Here is a 17,429-nt window from a genome sequence, read left to right on the forward strand (position 1 = left end):
TTTGAATATAAAATCTATTCAACTTATTTATATTCTATATCATCTTGGGGATTTATACAATATTTATTACAATATTTTTTGTATATTTTTACTTTTTTTGATTTTTAAAGTATTTTAATTAAAATATTATTGCAATATTATTAGTTTTATTCTATAATTCTAGTTAAATTAACACATAAACTTTTAATATATACACATAAACAGTCATCATAAAATTTAAATTAAACTTTAAGGAGGATTTGCAATGAAAAAAACATATCTATTTAGTCCTGGACCAGTAATGGTTACAGATAGGGTTAGAAATTCACTTCTTCACTATGATATATGTCATAGAGGAAATGAATTCATGAATTTATTTAAAGATACACAACAAAAAATCGGTAAATTATATAATGCAACTTCTGATTATTATTCTCTAGTTGTATCTGGTTCTGGAACATCTGTAAATGAATGTGTATTATCTTCTATATTTGATAAAGAAGATGCTGCTTTATTAGTTAGTAATGGTGTATTTGGAGAAAGGCTAGAAGAAATATTATCTGCTTATAGTGTTAAGACCTACAAACCAGACTTTAAATGGGCTGAATATCCAGACTTAGATATTTTAGAAAAATACTTACTTGAAAATCCTGACATAAAAGTAATTGCTATGGTATTTCATGAGACTAGTTCAGGAATGATAAATCCTGTACCTGAATTAGGAAAACTTGCAAAAAAATATAACAAAATATTTTTTGTTGATGCAATAAGTGCATCTGCTGGTGAATACATTGATGTTGATGAGTTTAATATAGATATAATAACAGGTGTTGGTGGTAAAGCCCTTGGGGCATTTCCAGGCTCTGCATATCTTTGTGCTAAAGAAAGCGTTTTACAAAATATTAAAGAAGATCAATGTAAAAATGTGTATCTTAGCCTTTACAAACATTATAAGCTTGCAAAATCATCTTCTCAAACACCAAATACACCTAATGTCACTTTAATATTTGCTCTTAATGAAGCTTTAACTGAATTTTTAGAAGATGACAGTAAGATAGAAAGATATAAAGAATGTTCTGCTATTTTAAGAAATGGTATGGAGGAACTAGGTCTAACATTTTTACTTCCAGATAAATATATGTCTAATACTGTTACGTCTGTATTTCTTCCTAAAGAAATTGATATAAATAGATTTATATTAGAACTAGAAGAAGAAAATGGTTATGTGGTATATCCAGGAAAAGGCAAATTTCTAGATGATAATATGTTCCAAGTTGCAAATATGGGAGAAATTTATCCAGACGATTGTTATAAATTCCTTGATATTTTAAAATCAAAGCTAGAAGTTAAAAAAGCCATATAAATATCTCAAGACCATAAATAAAAAAACTATATAAATATCTCAAGTTAAACTAGATTATGGTCTGTAAATAACAGCTATCTATAAATAATCACTCTATATGAACATATTCAAAAATATACTTGAACATTAAATATAGCCAGATGTTGTTTTATATTTTTTTATAAGGGTGAACTCTAATATGTAAAGTTCACCCCTATATGAAAAATTTATTTTTATACAATTCTTTTTATATTTAATTCTTTTATATTTTTGATACAATTCGGCTATTTAACTGTATAGATTGTTATAAATTTAAAATCTATACATGATACTATATACTTTTAAATCTGATTCTTTTTTTAATTAAAGGCTTTAAATATTACTTTTCAAGCTCATCAAAGTAATTATATACAATAACTTCACCTGTTTCTTTATCTGTTGTCTTTATAATCCCTTTAGCTCCATTTACCTCTTCTTTTGTGAATTCATCGTCTAGTACAACTTTAAATTTATCTTCATTTCCATATCCTTGCTGAAACTCAGCTCTTAAAATTACATTTTTTTCAGCTTTTGGTTTTAATTCAAATTCAATTCCTGATTTCATTTCATCAAAATAATTTAAAACTACAACCTCATTATTCATTTTATTAGTTGTCTTTATAATCCCTTTAGCTCCATTTACTTCTTCTTTTGTAAATTCATCATCTAGCACGACTTTGAATTTATCTTCCTTTCCATACTCTTCTTGAAATTCTTTTTTCATTTCACTGTACTTAGTCTCAAATTCTTCACTCCTGTTTAATTCCATAGCTGATACATTTATCAGTGACGTCCCAATAGTTATTATTGTTAATGCCATGACCATACCAGTTTTTAATTTTTTTAACTTCATATTTTACCTCCTAAATTAAATGTTCTTAGTGAAATTATATAAATAAAAATCTAATTTTTACAGTTTCATTCTTGTAACTAAAATTACTATTATGTAACCAAACTTTTTAATTTAACTATTCCTTAAAACCTAATTTTTTGGGGAATAGTTGAATTAAAAAAATAAAATTTTTAAACTTTTAATGAGTCTAATAGTATATTTATTGAACTTAATAAATTTTATTTTTAATAAAGTAAAATTTATCATATATCTCAAACCTACTTATTTACCAAAATACTACATCCAAAAAACTAGTCTCACTATATATTTCATTGATAGCTTACTCATTTTTTACTTATAAAATTCTATAATCAATCTCCAAATAAATTAGTTAAAAATTCAAAGAATATATACCCCTATTTAGTATATATTTTTATATATTAAAAAAAAGTTTTAAATAAAGTTATATTTTTTGCAACAGTTTTGTAATTAAAAACATATTGAAGCTAAAATTAAATGTACTATATACTATAAATATGTCGACAAAATAAATTTATAAAGGAGAAAAACAGGTGAGAAAAAATTTACTAATAGCAATATTGTCTGCTATTTTAGTGTTATCAAGCATACTTACAATCTTTGCATATTCAACTATTAAAGATAATAGCAGATTAGTATACTCTAACATAATAGATAGAAAGACACAAAATCAAGTGAAAAATGTATTAGAAAAAAATAAAATAAATAAGAAAGATATTGATATTTTTATTAAATCAGTTAGGAGCTACAACAAACTTCAAATTAAAATACTTCAAAACAATGTAAATATATCTAAGTCTGGATATAGTTCAATTAACACAAAACAGGTTCCATACAATTTAGATAAATTACAAAGTAACTGGATGGAAAAGTTTCCTAACTATATGGATGTAAATTGTAGAATAACAGCATTTAGACTTTTTAAAGATTTCATCAACTCAAAAGAGAAGTTTACTGGAGATTCTATCGATTTAAGTATTGATTTAGATACTATAATGAATAATAGAGATGCAAAATTTAACTCAAAGGATGTAGAAAAATTTATTAACTTTTTCTCTGCAATACCAACTCAAGACACAGATGATATAAATAAAAATGCAGAACAAATAAAAAAAGAGTGGAAAAAAAGAAAAATATCTTTTAAAGATAATAAAAATATGTCTATTATAAGTGGCTTTCTTCGTTATCCAGAAACTAAAAATGTATTTATAGGTCATACAGGTATATGTATCAAAACTGATAAAGATATCTTATTTATAGAAAAATATGGTTCTACATCACCTTACCAAGTTACTAAGTTCAAAAGTAAAAAAGATGTGAAAAATTATATGTTCAATAGATTAAAGATGTCAGAAGGAAATGTAGAATTACTAGACCCAATAATAATGGAAAATGATAAACTTATGCAGTAATATCTCTAAACACTAAAAGCACTTTATGATTGTTAAGATAAGTAAAAATAGGCTATATCCATGAAAAAATATTAATTATAAAACTTTCATACTGAACAAATCTATAAATATTTTTCTAATTTAACAAAAAGACTGTAAGTAGATTTATTTTACATAAATCTACTTACAGTCTTTTAAATAAATACTTTAAAAATATAAATTATCATAACTTTAGGATTATAATATATACATCTTTATCCTATATCATAATTATTTATTTCCTCTGCACAGTGAGAATCTGAGCCAAGAACTAATGGAATATCATATTTTTTTGCTAATTCTAATAAGTATCCATCTACATAAGGCTCTTTACAATATTCTTTTCTGTTTCCAGAAACATTGTAATCAAGTTCATATCCTTTTTCTTTAACTAACTTTATTAATTCTTCAAGAACTTTATTTCTTTCATAATTATATGGAAATACTTGATTAAACTTTCTAACTAAATTTAAATGACCTATTCTCTTTGGTTTATATGTACCTAAATCAGCATTTACAGCTTTTATTAATGTTTCATAATACTTATTATAAACAGCTTCAATGCTTCCAAGCTTATCAATCAGATTTTGAAACTCTTCTACACTATAGTCCACACAACAATAGGCACCATCAATTTTAATTATATGTACTGATAATAGAGAATCCTCTAATTCATCACCATATTTATCTAAATTGTTTTTTATGCCTTCTTCATAACCTTCAAGAAAATCTACTTCCGCTCCTACATTTATCTTAATTTCGCTCTCATATTTATGCTTGAAATTTTTAACATCATTAAGGTAATTTGATAAATTTTCAGGATTCATGCAACTATCATTTTCAGGTGCAGGGTCTTGAAATCCATTTGGATATGGAAAATGCTCTGTAAATGTCATTTCTGTTAGACCAACATCAATTGCCCTTTGTATATATTTTTCAAAATCATCCTTACTTCCATGAGGACAATAAGGTGAATGTATATGACCATCTTTCATAACTAATTCTCTCCTTTTATTAAATTGAACTACTCCTCCTTAACTATCTCCAGTAATATTTGAAGCCGAAGATATATTAAATAACTCAGTTTTATAATAAATTTCCTCATTAAAGTATAGTACATACTCATTAGAAATTTCAATAATTAAATATAAATAAGGCATAAAAAATCGCCTATATCAAAATATATAAGCGATTTTAACAATCATATTTACATATGTTTTTTAGCCTCTAATAACATTTTATTTGCTTCTTCCATACATTCTATAGCTTTTTCAATACTCTTTGCAGTTTCTTCTTTTCCAATAGCTCTAGCCTTTTCTACCCATTCTCTAAATCCTTCTTCATGAGTCTCATTGTGATTTATCCAATGTACTAAAAGTATTTTTAAAGTTTTCTCATCTTTAGACTCTGATGATTCTTCATGATTATGTTCGTGGTCATGGTCATGAGCATGGTCGTGTGGATGTTCATGGCACATATCTCCATGAGTATGTTCATGGCAATGGTCGTCATGGTCATGGTGCCCATGGTGGTATCTTATAATCTCTCTATCAAACATCATTAGTTATTCCCCCTGTTATTTTATATTAAATTCTTTTTTTATAACATTAACAGAATCTTTTACAAGTAGTGCTAATGGTTTACCTTCTAATCCAACTAACTCTATATTTTCTGGCATAATAGGTAAAAGTATCTTAAGTGCCTCACTATCTGCAATAGCTTCACTTATATTACAAGTGACTTCCCCCATCATAGAATTAGGTATTATTACAGAAATAGGTGCAACTATTATATTGGCTTTTCTAGCTGATACTACTATAGCATTTTCCCCTGTAGCTCCTTTATTAGCATGAGCCTTCATCATAGAACTAGTTGCTATAGAATTAGTTCCTAGTGCATAAATTTCTACATATGTAGGTAATTCTTCTCTCAGAGAAGAAACTATCTGGGCTCCTATACCTCCACCCATTCCATCTATCACTGCTATTATCATATGAAATTCCCCTATTAATTAATTTTCTTGTATTATTATCTTATGGTCCATCAATCTTATTTCTTTAATTATTCCATCTATTATTTTTTGTTCTCCTAATAAATCAGTTAAATAAATCTTTCCATCACAAGGGTCTATATTAACCACATTCTCCATAACCTTTTCTAATTCATTGTTATTCTTACAAATGAAAGCTGATGATTCACACATATAAATCTCCTCCTAATATGATTTTTATTAAAAATCAAAAAAAGACTTCCTCAGGTATTTCAATACACCAAAGAAACCTTCATGATTTCAATTTTCGTATATTATTATACCTTAAGTATATCACTTTAATTTACTTAAAGTCAATTAAAGTTAACGCTTTTTATTATACTCTTCATCCTTGTATTTTTTATATAATTCTTCAGCTAATTGCTTTTCATAATCAGTCAAGTCTTCTTCTACAAACTCAACATTAAATTGACTAGCCAGTCCTTTTATTAGATTAGCTTGTAGAATATCTATGTCTATTTTTTTACCAATTTCATTCTCTATTCCACTGGCCTTTTTAGCTGTGAATTTCATTGCTCTTTCTTTTAGTTCTGGTGTTTTAGCCTTTATTAATTTAAACAATTTTTCTACATCAAAATCCATTATTATTGAACCATGCTGTAACAAAACACCGTCTTTTCTACTTTGAGCACTTCCAATTACCTTTTTATTATTAATAGTAACTTCATATGATGCATGTGCATTAAAGCATGCAGCTGATAAATTTTCTCTACCTATTCTCTCTCCACTATTTAAGTTATCTGTTTCTATACCACTTAAATTCAATCCTCTAACTAAACCTTCACTTATATATCTATAAGATAGATTTATACTTTTATCAATTAAAGGATTATCTTCTCCTATAATTATACTATAAGTTAGCTCATTATCATGTAATACAGCTCTTCCTCCTGTGATTCTTCTGACATAGTCTATATTCATGCACTTACACTTATCTAAATCTACCTCATCTTCAAGTTTTTGAAAATATCCTACACTCAAGCAAGCTGGCTTCCAAGTGTAAAATCTAAGTGTTGGCTTCACACATCCTTTTTTATATGCAGTAAATATAGCTTCATCAATTGCCATATTCATTGCACCATCATATGATTTATTATGTATAACTCTCCACTGATTCATGATTATTACGCCCCAATCTTTAGTATAAACATATTCAAGAAATCATTTACAGATTTAGTTCTCTTATAGCCAAATCTATCTCATCTTGATTTAAAGGTCTTGAATAATTATATATAGTACTTCCTGGTCTTTCATTATAATATGGTCTATTACAATCCTTACAGCCTCTTATCTCAAAAGGGTAACCCCTGTTTATATCTGATACAGTCTCATCATCTAGTTTTATATTTTCCAAGTATCCATTTTTGAATTCAAAGTATTCTTGTGAATAACCTTTATTTATCATATAGGACATTAGCTGTACTCTTCTGTAACTTTCTATATTTGGTTGACTTATTTTTTCCATTTTAGTTCCTCTAACTGGAGTAAACGCAAATAAACTAATAGTTATATTGTTCTTCTTTAAATAAGTATATAGGTTGTATATGTCTTCATGACTTTCTCCCATACCAACAATTATATGTGTGCTGATTTTATTAGGATATAACTTTGACATTTTTGTTATAAAATTCAATTTTTCATCATAATTATATCCTTTTATTTTTTCATATAAGTCTTTACTTGCTGCATCTATCGCTATTCCTATTTTATCTACTCCAGCAGAAAAAAACTTGTTTATTTCTTCATCACTTTCTAATTTTGCAGACAATGAAATAGGCATATCTATTTTACCATTTATGTAATTTATAAAATCTAAAACAGATTTATGTGCCTCTTCACTTGCCATTGATTGTATACATATTCTCTTTATATTTTTCCCGTTATATGCTCTCAAAGCATTCAATATTTCCTCTTTAGAATACTCTGGCCAAACTACTCTTGATAATTTATCTTTTCTAGTACTGCTTTCTATTGATTGAGAACAAAAACTACATTTGTTTATGCATTTTTCCCCAATCATTATATATGCTGTAGTAGGAGGTATATCGCTTTTTTTATTTAATATTCCAAGTTCTATTGCTGTCCCTGATGATAATCTAATCATAAAACGCAACACTCCTTACATTCAGTTATTGTCATATTCATATCTATAGCCTTATTCTTAGCAGATTTTGATGGAAGAACTATTCTATTAACTCCACACATTATAGCTAATTGGTCTAGTTCTTTTCTATACACACCTCTAGGTCTCATACAACCTAGGTTAATCTCGGTATTTGGTAAACTAATTCTAGCTTCACATAAAACATCTGTTACTTCTTTCAAATTAGGAGGTTCTACATCTTCATATTCAGTACCTTTTGTAGGAATAAGAACTATAAATGTCAGTTTATTAGGAGGATTTTTTTGTAAGTATTCTATAATCTCATACTCACCTTTTACTTTTCCTCCTTTTAAACCAATACATATATGTGGTGCTACTTCTGTATTTTCTCTTATTGTATTGTAAGCTTTAATATAATCTTCTTTGCTTTTATCCATTTTATAAACTTCTTTTATAGTTTCTTTATCGAATACCAAGTCGAAAGAAACTATATCTAAATACTTACATAATTCTATAATACTCTCTTTATCCATAAGCCCTAAATGAGCATTTAATCTGTATCCTTGTTCCTTTAACTTTTTAATGGTCTGTATATGGGTATTTATTGGGACATCACCTTCATAACTACAACCACCACTTAATAAAAAACTAGTTATATTTCTTGATTTAACTTTTTCTTTATAGTCCTCAATTGGTATCATATTTTCTAAATAATGACCATTACAATGAGCACATTTAAGACTACACTTATTACTAGTAGTACTAAGAGCTAGAGTCTGATTCGGATAAGCAAACTCTATCTCATTTCCGAAATTTCTTAATTTAATGTCAAACGCAGTTCTCATTTTCTCAGACAAATCCTTATACATAATTTAATCCTCTACATTTATGTTTTAATGCTCTACCTATGCATCTATATTTTGATATTTTACTCTTCTAGTAGTTGCTTTGCAGTTGGGAACTGCTCTATATTTGTATGTGGTAAGAAGCATGCAGAAATAAATTCGTCCATGTAACTTGGATAAACACTAAGTTCAACATAAGTTATTTGTTTACCTATTTCTTCAAGTTTATTTTTGGCATCTTTACTTATAAGAGCCAAGTAAGAACCTACAAGTGAACTATTTCCTATATAAGTAAATTTCTCTCTATCGATATCAGGAAGTAATCCTATAATTATTGAATTTTCTATATCTAGGTTATTTCCTATACCACCTGCTATATAAACTCTATCTAATATACTAAAATCCATACCCAAGCTATCTACAAGAGTATATGCTCCTGAATATATAGCTCCTTTAGCTCTAATAAAATTATCTATGTCCACTTCATTTACTACTATATCATTTTCCAAATCAAATTCTTCTTTAAATGCTAATACATACTCTCCTATTTCATGTTCATTAAATCTGACTCTCTTATTATTTAAATCTCTATATATCTTACCTCTTCTATCTATTACACCCTTAGTAATCATTTGGCAAATTAAATCAATTATACCAGAACCACATATACCAACTGGTGCACATTCATCTATTATTTTTAATGTAGGCTCTAAAGTTCCTTTATCAATAGCCACCTTCTCTATTGCTCCTGCTGATGCTCTCATTCCACAGCTTATGCCTCCACCTTCAAATGCAGGACCTGCTGAACATGCACAGCTCATCATATAGTCTTGATTTCCAAATACTATCTCTCCATTGGTACCTAAGTCTATAAATAAAACATTTTCTTCACTTGACCATATACCAGCTGATAATACCCCTGCTGTTATATCTCCTCCTACATAACTTGCTACAGATGGAGCTAAGTACACATATGCACTATCATTTACAAAAAGACCTACATTTTCACCCATAAGTTTTGGAGATTTTAAAAATGGTGGTATATAAGGTTCTTGTCTTAAAAAGTCTGTATACACCCCTAAGAATAAACTTGTCATAGTTGTATTTCCAGCAGCTACTAAAGTGACTACATCCTCCTTATTTATGCCATTTCTTTCATATAATGTTTTTAATAGAGGATTTATAGTTTCATCGACTATAGCTTTGTGTAAAGTTTCTAATCCATTTTTCTTAGTCGAATATATAATCCTATTTATAACATCTGCTCCATATTTTATCTGAGCATTTCCAGATGATGCTTTATCTACTACTTCTTTTGAATATAAGTCTACTAAACATACAACTACCGAAGTTGTACCAATATCTATTGCAACTCCATACAGAGAATTTTCCTTATTTCCTTCTTCTATATTTATGATTGTAAGTTTCTTTTGTTTTTGAACATATGTTATTGTAACTTTGAAATCGCTCTTTCTAAATATCGTTGGCATCTTTCTAAGTATATCTAATCTAAAATCTATTTCATTGTATCCCAGATGATTTCTAACATGTCTTTCTAATCTATCTACATCACTTATATTGTCATCTAAGTTTGGCTCTTCCATTTCTATGTATTTCTTTTTTATATTTGTCTTAAATTGTAAGTTATGCTTTTCTATTATTTTTTTAGCTCTCTCAAAAATTTCTCTATCTTTTTGTTTATTGCTACCTTCAATCTTCATACCATGCATAGAAGATGATACTTTAGAAGGAACTTCAATTTCTATATCTGAGATTACTTTTGTACAACAAGCTAATATATAACCTTGCTCCCATTCGTCATCTGTTATATGTCTCGTTTTTTCTGTATCAACCTTACCTTTTAACAACTTTACCTTACATTTACCACAAGACATATTTCCATTACAAGGAGCATCTATAAATATATCAGCATTTCTTGCAACTTCTAGTAATATATCCCCCTCATTACAATAAACTTCTTTATTGTTTGGCATAAAATTTACCTTTATCATGATATCCCTCCCAATTTGTTCTATATATTATAAAAGGAAAGTATAGCTAAATTTGCGTGCACTCAAATTTTACTATACTTTCCCCAATTATAATAACATCCCTAGTCTTTAATTATTCTAATCCAGCCTCGTATTCTTTATCACTTAATAATGTATCAAGCTCAGCAACATCAGCTAGTTTTACTTTTAATATCCAGTTTTCGTATGGGTCTTCATTTATACATTCTGGTTCATCTTCTAATTTTTCATTAACTTCTAATACTTCACCATTAACAGGAGATATTAAATCAGAAGCTACTTTAGAAGATTCAACTACTCCAAAATCTACTCCCTTAGTTACAGTATCTTCTACTTCTGGTGTTTCAACAAATAATATTTCTCCTAATTGATCTTGAGCATAATCTGTTATACCTATATATACAACATCTCCATCAATTACTTTTACCCATTCATGATCTTTAGAGTATTTTAATTCTGGTAATAATTTCATTTCGATAGACCCCCAATATTATATTATTGATTAATTTATTTAAATCATATTAATATTATATCACATTATTTTAAATTTTCCATCAATTACATTACACTTTCCATAGCTAATGCTGGATGACCTTTTTCTTCTAAGAAAGCTAATACTCCTTCAGAATCGTCAGCTATAGTTTCATCACAAATCATATCACAGAAGTTCTCTATTCCAGTCATTTCTTTAACTGTAGCATTTAATTTATCAGCTACATAATCTTTTAATTCTTTTGGCATCCAAACTATTCTTTCTGGTCCACCTTCTGCATAAGCGAATTTTTTAGAAGATATGAAATGTCTTCCGTGTCCCATGAATCCTGGAGTTTGAACTCCTCCACCTGTCATAGAAGCAAGTTCTCCGAAAGTCATACCAACTGGAGTAACGCTTGGGAATTCTCTGTTAACTACAACAAATCCATTTGCTTCTGGCATTATACCACAGATACACTCGAAGCATCCACAAGAAGTCATAGGGTCTTCTAATATAGAGTATAATGTAACAGCTTCAACTGCACCTTGAGATATTTGGTTTACAGTTTCATTTACAGAGTTCCATACACCTGTTCTATCGTCTAAACATTCACCTTTTTCTATTGGTTGACAAGGACCTGTAGGGTCTAATTCTTTAGTAGCTTTAGCATCTAACCAGCTAACTGCTCCACAAAGACCAAGTCTTTCAGGAGTAACAACACAAACGTGAGCTGGTGCAAATGATTGACATAAGTTACAAGAATAGAAAGTCTCTACACTTTCATCAACCAATGAAGCTAATCTCTCATCTCTAGCATTGTATTTAGCTATTGCTTCACCTTTTAATTCAGAAACTTTTTCTGCATCTGTAATTATAGTTATTTCACACTTATCAACAACTGATTCAAATTCATCTAACATCTTAGCATATAAAACTTCTCCTATATGCTCAAGTCTAAATCCTTTATCAAATGCATCTTTAGAGATTCTTACCCAGGCCATATCTCTTTGTCCAACGTGCATTACACCTTCTATATAGTTTAAGAAGTAGTGGAAACGTCTTTCAAGAACTGGTTCGAAATCTTCTTGCATGTTTTTACCAGCTATTTTAACTATTACAGCAAGTGGTAATCTTAATACACCATCTGCTTCAACTTCATCTATGTTTGGTCCTATTATTTCTATCTTATGGTCTTCAACTTCAGCAGCTTCTTTCTTAACAACAAGCTCCCAAGCTTCAGTTTTATTTCCACCAAATTCAGCAAACATGTCGCTCTTTCTAATTCTTTCACCTTCAAATGCTGCTGCAAATGAAACTGGTATAGGTATTTCAGTAACTTTTATTTTTATTCCTCTAGCTTCTAATGAAGTAGCTACTATCTTATCATAATCTTTTTGAGTTAATAAATTCATTGGAACTTCAAGAACAGTTTGGTCAGTTACAACTGGGAATCCTAAAGCTATTGCTCCAGCACCTGCAGATACAACTAATTCACTTAATGGTCCAAAAGCATTAACAAATGCAGGAACTCTATTAGCTGTGTATTCTAATAATCCGTTTAAATCACCAGGAGTTAATCCACCGAATATTAATGCTGCTCTTACTGCAACAGATACAACGTGGATAACAGAAGTTACATCATATCCTAGAGGTATAACTCTTAGTTCAAGACCCATTTTTACTCCAGCTTCTATAGCTTGGTCTATAACCTTACCAACTAAGAAAGTTAATAAACCTTTAGATTGGTAGTCTTTTATAACTTTTGCTGCTGATTCAGCATCAGGGCATTCTCCAAGAACAACTGCAACACCAGGTATATCTCCTGTAACTAGTGGTACACCAAGTGATCTGATTATAGGGTCAGTTATATGACCTGCACATGGCTCACTATATGGAGCATCCATAGTTGAGTATTTTAATGCTTCAATTACTTCTGCAGCTAAAGCAGTAGCTAAACCAGCATTAAAAGCATGTTCTAATAAATGAGTTCTATTGATTAAAGATTTTACTACTTCTAAAGCACCTTCTAAGTCCCCTAAAGTGTTCATTTTTTGTCCTGTTGCAGCATATATACAAGGTAATGAATATGCTGTATCAGGGAAAGCTACTTTATGTTCTTTTCCGTTTTTTTCTATAGCTTCATTTAACATAGCTTGAGCTGCACCCAAAGCTTGTTCTGACCCTGTAAAGATTATATTATATAGATTCATTCTATTTCCCCCTTTAATATTTACACCTATTTTTTATTAACTATACCCTAAAAACCCTAGAAAGCAAATCCACCTTCATTTAACTCTAAGAAAGAGTCTGCATATAAAGATGCCCCGTTGATTATGTCACAAGATTTTACAGTTTTCATTAATTCTGGGTCACATGGATTCATTATAGCTGAACTAAATCCATTAGCCATTGCCATTGCTAAGAATGCACTATCTAAAACAGGTCTAACATGTTTAGGACATCCATTAGATACATTAGATAATCCTCCTGTAGTTAAAAGTCCCATTTCAGTCATCATCTTTATAGCTTCTAAAACTTCTACTTGTTTTTCTTGCATACCTTTTATAACTAAGCATAATGGGTCAAATAATATATCAGTTGGCTCCATTCCTAGCATTAAGCCTTTTTCTAATATCTCTTGGCAGTAAGCCATACGTTCATCATTATCTCTTGGGATACCTTCTTTTGCACATAAACCTATAACCATTGATTCATATTCAGCTGCTATATCTATTAAATCAAATCTTGAACCAGCATCAGCAGAGTTTATTATTGGTTTTGCATTAGTTCTATCATAAACTTTAAGTCCAGCTTCGATAGCTTTTTTATTAGCTGTATCTAATGCTATAGGAACATTGTTAAATTCAGATTGAAGTAGCTTAACTCCCCATGTCATTATCTCTTCGCCATCTCTTTCAGCAGGTCCTATATTGAAATCTATATAGTGTGCTCCTGCTTCTAATTGTTCTTTTGCTCTTTTTAATATTGGAGCTGGATCTCTTTCTGCTAATGCCTTTCTTATTGAAGGTGAGATACAGTGTATTCTTTCACCTATAATCATAAATTTTTCCATTTATAATGTCCCCCTTTAAATTTAATATTAATAGTTAGTTAATATTTTATTAGTTTGTTTGGCATGCTTTTTCTTGGTATCCTTTTAAGAACTTAGGTAATTCCATAGATTCTTCTGGTCCTATAACTACATTCCATCCTGGTAAGTTATCTTCTATATCACCTTTAAGTACTGCAACTTTTCCTGGAATGATAATGTCTTTACAATTAGTTACTTCTTCTACTTTACTTTCTTTGATGAAAGCAGAGATTGAATTTCCACCAAATTTACCAGCAGCCCAAGATGTAAGAACTGAATATCCACCTGCATCTGGTATTACTAACCATACTGGAACTTTTGATCTTTCTATATCTCCAGCAACTATGAAATAAGTTAATGCAAAGTCAACAGTAACTAATACTGGAGAATTTTCATCTGGGTTATTAATTGGGTAAATCTTTGGTTCAACTCTCATTGGTCTTTGTGGGTCAGTGTATATATTTTGTCTTAATGCAAATAATGGTAATGCTTTAGCATAACTAATATCATCTATTACTATTATAGAACCATATTTTATAGTAAATATTGATGATAAAGCAATTTCCATCATAGGATTTGAGTTAGATAATCTATTTGCAAATACTATTGAAGGATATCCAAATGTTCTATCTTGTTCTTTTAAAGCTATTCTTCTAACTTGCACAGCATTAGTGTAAGTATCTTTTATATTTTCTCCAGTTACATCTAATACTAATTCTTTATATCCAGCAGATTGAACTAATTCAACTGTTTCATATAATTCTTCTAAGCTAGCTGCTTTTACTCCTAATGGTAGGTTTGCTCCTTTAACTACTTCTATCATATCTTTGTAGTTATCTTTAGTTGCTCCATATACCATTGGTCTAGCATCTTTTAATACTTCAACAGCTTCTTTAACTGCTTGTGCATCATCACAAGCTAAAATATAAGCTACTTCTAATCCGCTACCCTTTATTTTGTCTATTAGTTTTAAATATGCATCTTTGTCTCCACAGTATTCTAAAACAACCATTTCAACTTTCATTTGTTCACCAATTCTTATATAGTCAACTTTTTTCATGTTAGCTATTTTAGCGTCTACTGCTTCATCACTCATACAAGTACAGAATGAAACTGCATATCTATTTCTACTTACTAATGTTTTTTCATGTCTAAATAATACTGTTTCCCCGCCTAGTTCATATTCAGATGCTCCAGTACCAACTTTTAATGCTTTCATTAAAGGTGCTGTAGCTTCTGATAGTTTTGCTATAGCGTCATCAGACATATGTGGGCATTTGCCTACTTCTACAGCTCCTGAAGCAACCTTCATAGAGAAAGCCATACAAGTTGGGAATCCACAATCCTTACAGTTTTTCTTTGGTGTTAATTTAAATATATCTAAAGCTTTTAATGCCATTATTTTCTCCCCCTAACCTTAACAATTTAATTAAGCTAATGCGTTAACCAATTCTTTTATAGTTTCTATTGATTTTGGATGACGAAGTATAACTGCGTTTGAACCACCTACTAAAACACTTGCTGCAGTTGAAACTTCCATTGCTATAGTTCTTTCTTCTGGACAACCCCAATCTGGCTCATCTTCTACTGGAGCTATAGCTTCTTTAACATGACCTACTTCGAAAGCTACTGGTGTTATGATAGGCATTTGTAATGTCTTATCATTTTGACCAAATGCTGCAAGTCTAATTCTATCCATAGTAGATGCAACATATTCATATCCATAACCAACTGCTGAACATCCAACATTCATAACTATATTTTCACCTTTAACGCCTAATTGAGTTAACAGTACGTTTAATTGTTTTGCTAGGTTTATATCAACAGAAGATTCTGCTCCAACTTTGTGTGAATAAGCCATTCCAGCTGATGCTCCTACTCCTTTGTAGTTATCTTCTACTGCTGACATAAATAGACAGTTATGCCCATCCAACGCTTGAGCTAATTTTTCAAACAGTTTACCATCTTTTTCATGATTTCCTGAACCAGCTACTACTAAAGGCAATGTTATTGCTTCAACTACTGCTTTAGCAACTTCAGCACAGTCATCAACTGATTTATCTAATCCATTTGGGTCAGAACCATCAAATTTTAAACAAATAAAATCTGCTTGTGTATTAGCTTCAACATATTTAGCCCATTCTACTGGACAATTAGCTACATCTTTGTATAACTCTTTATATGAATCAGTCCAGCTTTCAGGATAAACGTCTGATATTTCTATACCTATTTTTGGAGTATTACCTACTTCTCCATCAAAACTATAAAAAGGTAATACATTTTCCCCACCTAATTTAATTGCTTTTTCCCCTATTCCTACTTCAACTTCTGATATTTTTCCAGAATATTTTTGAGTAGACATTTTAAATGCCATATTTTTTTCCCCCTTAAGCCTATTTTAATTCTAATTTAGCAAAAATCTCTTTCATAGCCACTTTAGATTTTGAATCTTCAGGTAAATTAACTAAAGGAATACCTGTAGAATCATATTCATATATCAATTCATCCATAGGTACAACACCAATTAGCTCTAGGTTATGTTTTTCTATTTCCTCTTTAACACCATCATTCATAACCCCATTTGGAACCTTATTTACAATTAGAAGTATTCTTCCAACATTTAATTTTAGTTCCTCAGCTAAATCTCTTATTCTAGCAACAGCTTGTATGCTACGTCTTGAGCAATCACTAACCAATAAAAGTGTATCAACATGTCTAGTAACTTTTCTGCTTAGATGTTCCATACCAGCTTCGTTGTCCATGACTAAGTATTTGTAGTGACCAGATATTTTGTTTACTTGTTCTCTAAGTATCCCATTTACAAAACAGTAACATCCTTCCCCTTCTGATCTCCCCATTACTAATAAGTCATATCCTTCTCCTTCTTCAATTATAGAATTTAATCTAAATTGTAGATATTGTGCTTTTGTCATACCACCTGGGAATGCATTGCCTAACTTTTCTCTTTGATTTACTTCTTCTCTTATTTCTCCTATTGTTGCTTCAACTTCAATACCTAATACTTCATTTATGTTAGCATTAGCATCAGCATCTACAACTAATACTGGTCCCTTATTGTCCTTAACCAAATAATCAATCAAAAGCCCTGTGAGACTTGTTTTACCAGTTCCACCTTTTCCTGCAACAGCTATATTGTATCCCATTTTAAGACT

Annotated in this window: 17 protein-coding genes; 2 read left to right on the top strand and 15 right to left on the bottom strand. The window is 29.8% G+C overall.

Annotated features, from left to right (window positions below):
* The first annotated feature begins 244 nt into the window (after window positions 1–244).
* Window positions 245–1,342, top strand: coding sequence for a pyridoxal-phosphate-dependent aminotransferase family protein (locus tag IC214_RS02225; RefSeq protein ID WP_227433432.1), 1,098 nt, complete (start codon window positions 245–247; stop codon window positions 1,340–1,342).
* A 358-nt stretch (window positions 1,343–1,700) separates the two neighbouring features.
* On the opposite strand, the gene IC214_RS02230 is transcribed toward IC214_RS02225, so the two are convergent.
* Window positions 1,701–2,213, bottom strand: coding sequence for a hypothetical protein (locus tag IC214_RS02230; RefSeq protein ID WP_227433433.1), 513 nt, complete (start codon window positions 2,211–2,213; stop codon window positions 1,701–1,703).
* A gap of 551 nt (window positions 2,214–2,764) precedes the next feature.
* Between IC214_RS02230 and IC214_RS02235 the strand changes: the two genes are divergently transcribed.
* A complete protein-coding gene (locus IC214_RS02235; RefSeq protein WP_227433434.1) occupies window positions 2,765–3,643 on the top strand; it encodes a DUF4300 family protein in 879 nt (292 codons plus the stop codon).
* A gap of 233 nt (window positions 3,644–3,876) precedes the next feature.
* Here the strand turns inward: IC214_RS02235 and hisJ are convergent, their stop codons facing one another.
* From hisJ to IC214_RS02305, 14 genes are all read right to left on the bottom strand, one after another.
* Window positions 3,877–4,656 carry a histidinol-phosphatase HisJ gene (gene hisJ, locus IC214_RS02240; RefSeq protein WP_227831283.1) on the bottom strand — a complete coding sequence of 260 codons (780 nt, stop codon included), beginning with the start codon at window positions 4,654–4,656 and terminating at the stop codon, window positions 3,877–3,879.
* Between the two features lie 212 nt (window positions 4,657–4,868).
* A complete protein-coding gene (locus tag IC214_RS02245; protein WP_227433436.1) occupies window positions 4,869–5,222 on the bottom strand; it encodes a zinc transporter in 354 nt (117 codons plus the stop codon).
* A gap of 15 nt (window positions 5,223–5,237) precedes the next feature.
* The gene (locus IC214_RS02250) at window positions 5,238–5,654 is read right to left on the bottom strand and encodes a DUF3842 family protein (protein ID WP_227433437.1); all 417 of its coding nucleotides are present in this window, start codon (window positions 5,652–5,654) and stop codon (window positions 5,238–5,240) included.
* An 18-nt stretch (window positions 5,655–5,672) separates the two neighbouring features.
* Entirely contained in the window at window positions 5,673–5,864 is a 192-nt protein-coding gene (locus IC214_RS02255; RefSeq protein ID WP_227433438.1) for a CooT family nickel-binding protein, read from the bottom strand.
* Window positions 5,865–6,014: 150 nt separating this feature from the next.
* On the bottom strand, window positions 6,015–6,830 hold the full coding sequence (locus tag IC214_RS02260; protein WP_227433439.1) for a biotin/lipoate A/B protein ligase family protein: 816 nt from the start codon (window positions 6,828–6,830) through the stop codon (window positions 6,015–6,017).
* A 46-nt stretch (window positions 6,831–6,876) separates the two neighbouring features.
* Complete coding sequence (locus IC214_RS02265) at window positions 6,877–7,815, bottom strand: radical SAM protein (protein WP_227433440.1); 939 nt, start codon at window positions 7,813–7,815, stop codon at window positions 6,877–6,879.
* Window positions 7,812–8,684 carry a radical SAM protein gene (locus tag IC214_RS02270; RefSeq protein WP_227433441.1) on the bottom strand — a complete coding sequence of 291 codons (873 nt, stop codon included), beginning with the start codon at window positions 8,682–8,684 and terminating at the stop codon, window positions 7,812–7,814. The genes IC214_RS02265 and IC214_RS02270 overlap by 4 nt, the downstream gene beginning before the upstream one ends.
* 59 nt (window positions 8,685–8,743) lie before the next feature.
* Entirely contained in the window at window positions 8,744–10,672 is a 1,929-nt protein-coding gene (gene acsV / locus IC214_RS02275; protein ID WP_227433442.1) for a corrinoid activation/regeneration protein AcsV, read from the bottom strand.
* A gap of 112 nt (window positions 10,673–10,784) precedes the next feature.
* Window positions 10,785–11,162 carry a glycine cleavage system protein GcvH gene (gcvH, locus tag IC214_RS02280; protein WP_003418363.1) on the bottom strand — a complete coding sequence of 126 codons (378 nt, stop codon included), beginning with the start codon at window positions 11,160–11,162 and terminating at the stop codon, window positions 10,785–10,787.
* An 86-nt stretch (window positions 11,163–11,248) separates the two neighbouring features.
* Complete coding sequence (gene acsB / locus IC214_RS02285; RefSeq protein ID WP_227433443.1) at window positions 11,249–13,375, bottom strand: acetyl-CoA decarbonylase/synthase complex subunit alpha/beta; 2,127 nt, start codon at window positions 13,373–13,375, stop codon at window positions 11,249–11,251.
* A gap of 56 nt (window positions 13,376–13,431) precedes the next feature.
* On the bottom strand, window positions 13,432–14,238 hold the full coding sequence (gene acsE, locus IC214_RS02290) for a carbon monoxide dehydrogenase/acetyl-CoA synthase methytransferase subunit (protein ID WP_227433444.1): 807 nt from the start codon (window positions 14,236–14,238) through the stop codon (window positions 13,432–13,434).
* Window positions 14,239–14,287: 49 nt separating this feature from the next.
* A complete protein-coding gene (gene acsC / locus IC214_RS02295) occupies window positions 14,288–15,655 on the bottom strand; it encodes an acetyl-CoA decarbonylase/synthase complex subunit gamma (protein WP_227433445.1) in 1,368 nt (455 codons plus the stop codon).
* Window positions 15,656–15,685: 30 nt separating this feature from the next.
* Window positions 15,686–16,630 (bottom strand): acetyl-CoA decarbonylase/synthase complex subunit delta, encoded by a 945-nt coding sequence (gene acsD, locus IC214_RS02300; protein WP_227433446.1) that lies wholly within the window; start codon window positions 16,628–16,630, stop codon window positions 15,686–15,688.
* Window positions 16,631–16,649: 19 nt separating this feature from the next.
* The gene (locus IC214_RS02305; RefSeq protein ID WP_021383511.1) at window positions 16,650–17,420 is read right to left on the bottom strand and encodes a carbon monoxide dehydrogenase accessory protein CooC; all 771 of its coding nucleotides are present in this window, start codon (window positions 17,418–17,420) and stop codon (window positions 16,650–16,652) included.
* Between the last annotated feature and the right edge of the window lie 9 nt (window positions 17,421–17,429).

Origin of the sequence: Clostridioides sp. ES-S-0190-01 (assembly GCF_020658275.1) — a bacterium.
GTDB lineage: Bacteria > Bacillota > Clostridia > Peptostreptococcales > Peptostreptococcaceae > Clostridioides.

Excerpts from the sequence above, each read along its gene's own strand:
- IC214_RS02225 (WP_227433432.1), top strand. The coding sequence starts at position 245 with ATGAAAAAAACATATCTATTTAGTCCTGGACCAGTAATGGTTACAGAT.
- IC214_RS02230 (WP_227433433.1), bottom strand. The coding sequence starts at position 2,213 with ATGAAGTTAAAAAAATTAAAAACTGGTATGGTCATGGCATTAACAATA.
- hisJ (WP_227831283.1), bottom strand. The coding sequence starts at position 4,656 with ATGAAAGATGGTCATATACATTCACCTTATTGTCCTCATGGAAGTAAG.
- IC214_RS02245 (WP_227433436.1), bottom strand. The coding sequence starts at position 5,222 with ATGATGTTTGATAGAGAGATTATAAGATACCACCATGGGCACCATGAC.
- IC214_RS02250 (WP_227433437.1), bottom strand. The coding sequence starts at position 5,654 with ATGATAATAGCAGTGATAGATGGAATGGGTGGAGGTATAGGAGCCCAG.
- IC214_RS02255 (WP_227433438.1), bottom strand. The coding sequence starts at position 5,864 with ATGTGTGAATCATCAGCTTTCATTTGTAAGAATAACAATGAATTAGAA.
- IC214_RS02260 (WP_227433439.1), bottom strand. The coding sequence starts at position 6,830 with ATGAATCAGTGGAGAGTTATACATAATAAATCATATGATGGTGCAATG.
- IC214_RS02265 (WP_227433440.1), bottom strand. The coding sequence starts at position 7,815 with ATGATTAGATTATCATCAGGGACAGCAATAGAACTTGGAATATTAAAT.
- IC214_RS02270 (WP_227433441.1), bottom strand. The coding sequence starts at position 8,684 with ATGTATAAGGATTTGTCTGAGAAAATGAGAACTGCGTTTGACATTAAA.
- acsV (WP_227433442.1), bottom strand. The coding sequence starts at position 10,672 with ATGATAAAGGTAAATTTTATGCCAAACAATAAAGAAGTTTATTGTAAT.
- gcvH (WP_003418363.1), bottom strand. The coding sequence starts at position 11,162 with ATGAAATTATTACCAGAATTAAAATACTCTAAAGATCATGAATGGGTA.
- acsB (WP_227433443.1), bottom strand. The coding sequence starts at position 13,375 with ATGAATCTATATAATATAATCTTTACAGGGTCAGAACAAGCTTTGGGT.
- acsE (WP_227433444.1), bottom strand. The coding sequence starts at position 14,238 with ATGGAAAAATTTATGATTATAGGTGAAAGAATACACTGTATCTCACCT.
- acsC (WP_227433445.1), bottom strand. The coding sequence starts at position 15,655 with ATGGCATTAAAAGCTTTAGATATATTTAAATTAACACCAAAGAAAAAC.
- acsD (WP_227433446.1), bottom strand. The coding sequence starts at position 16,630 with ATGGCATTTAAAATGTCTACTCAAAAATATTCTGGAAAAATATCAGAA.
- IC214_RS02305 (WP_021383511.1), bottom strand. The coding sequence starts at position 17,420 with ATGGGATACAATATAGCTGTTGCAGGAAAAGGTGGAACTGGTAAAACA.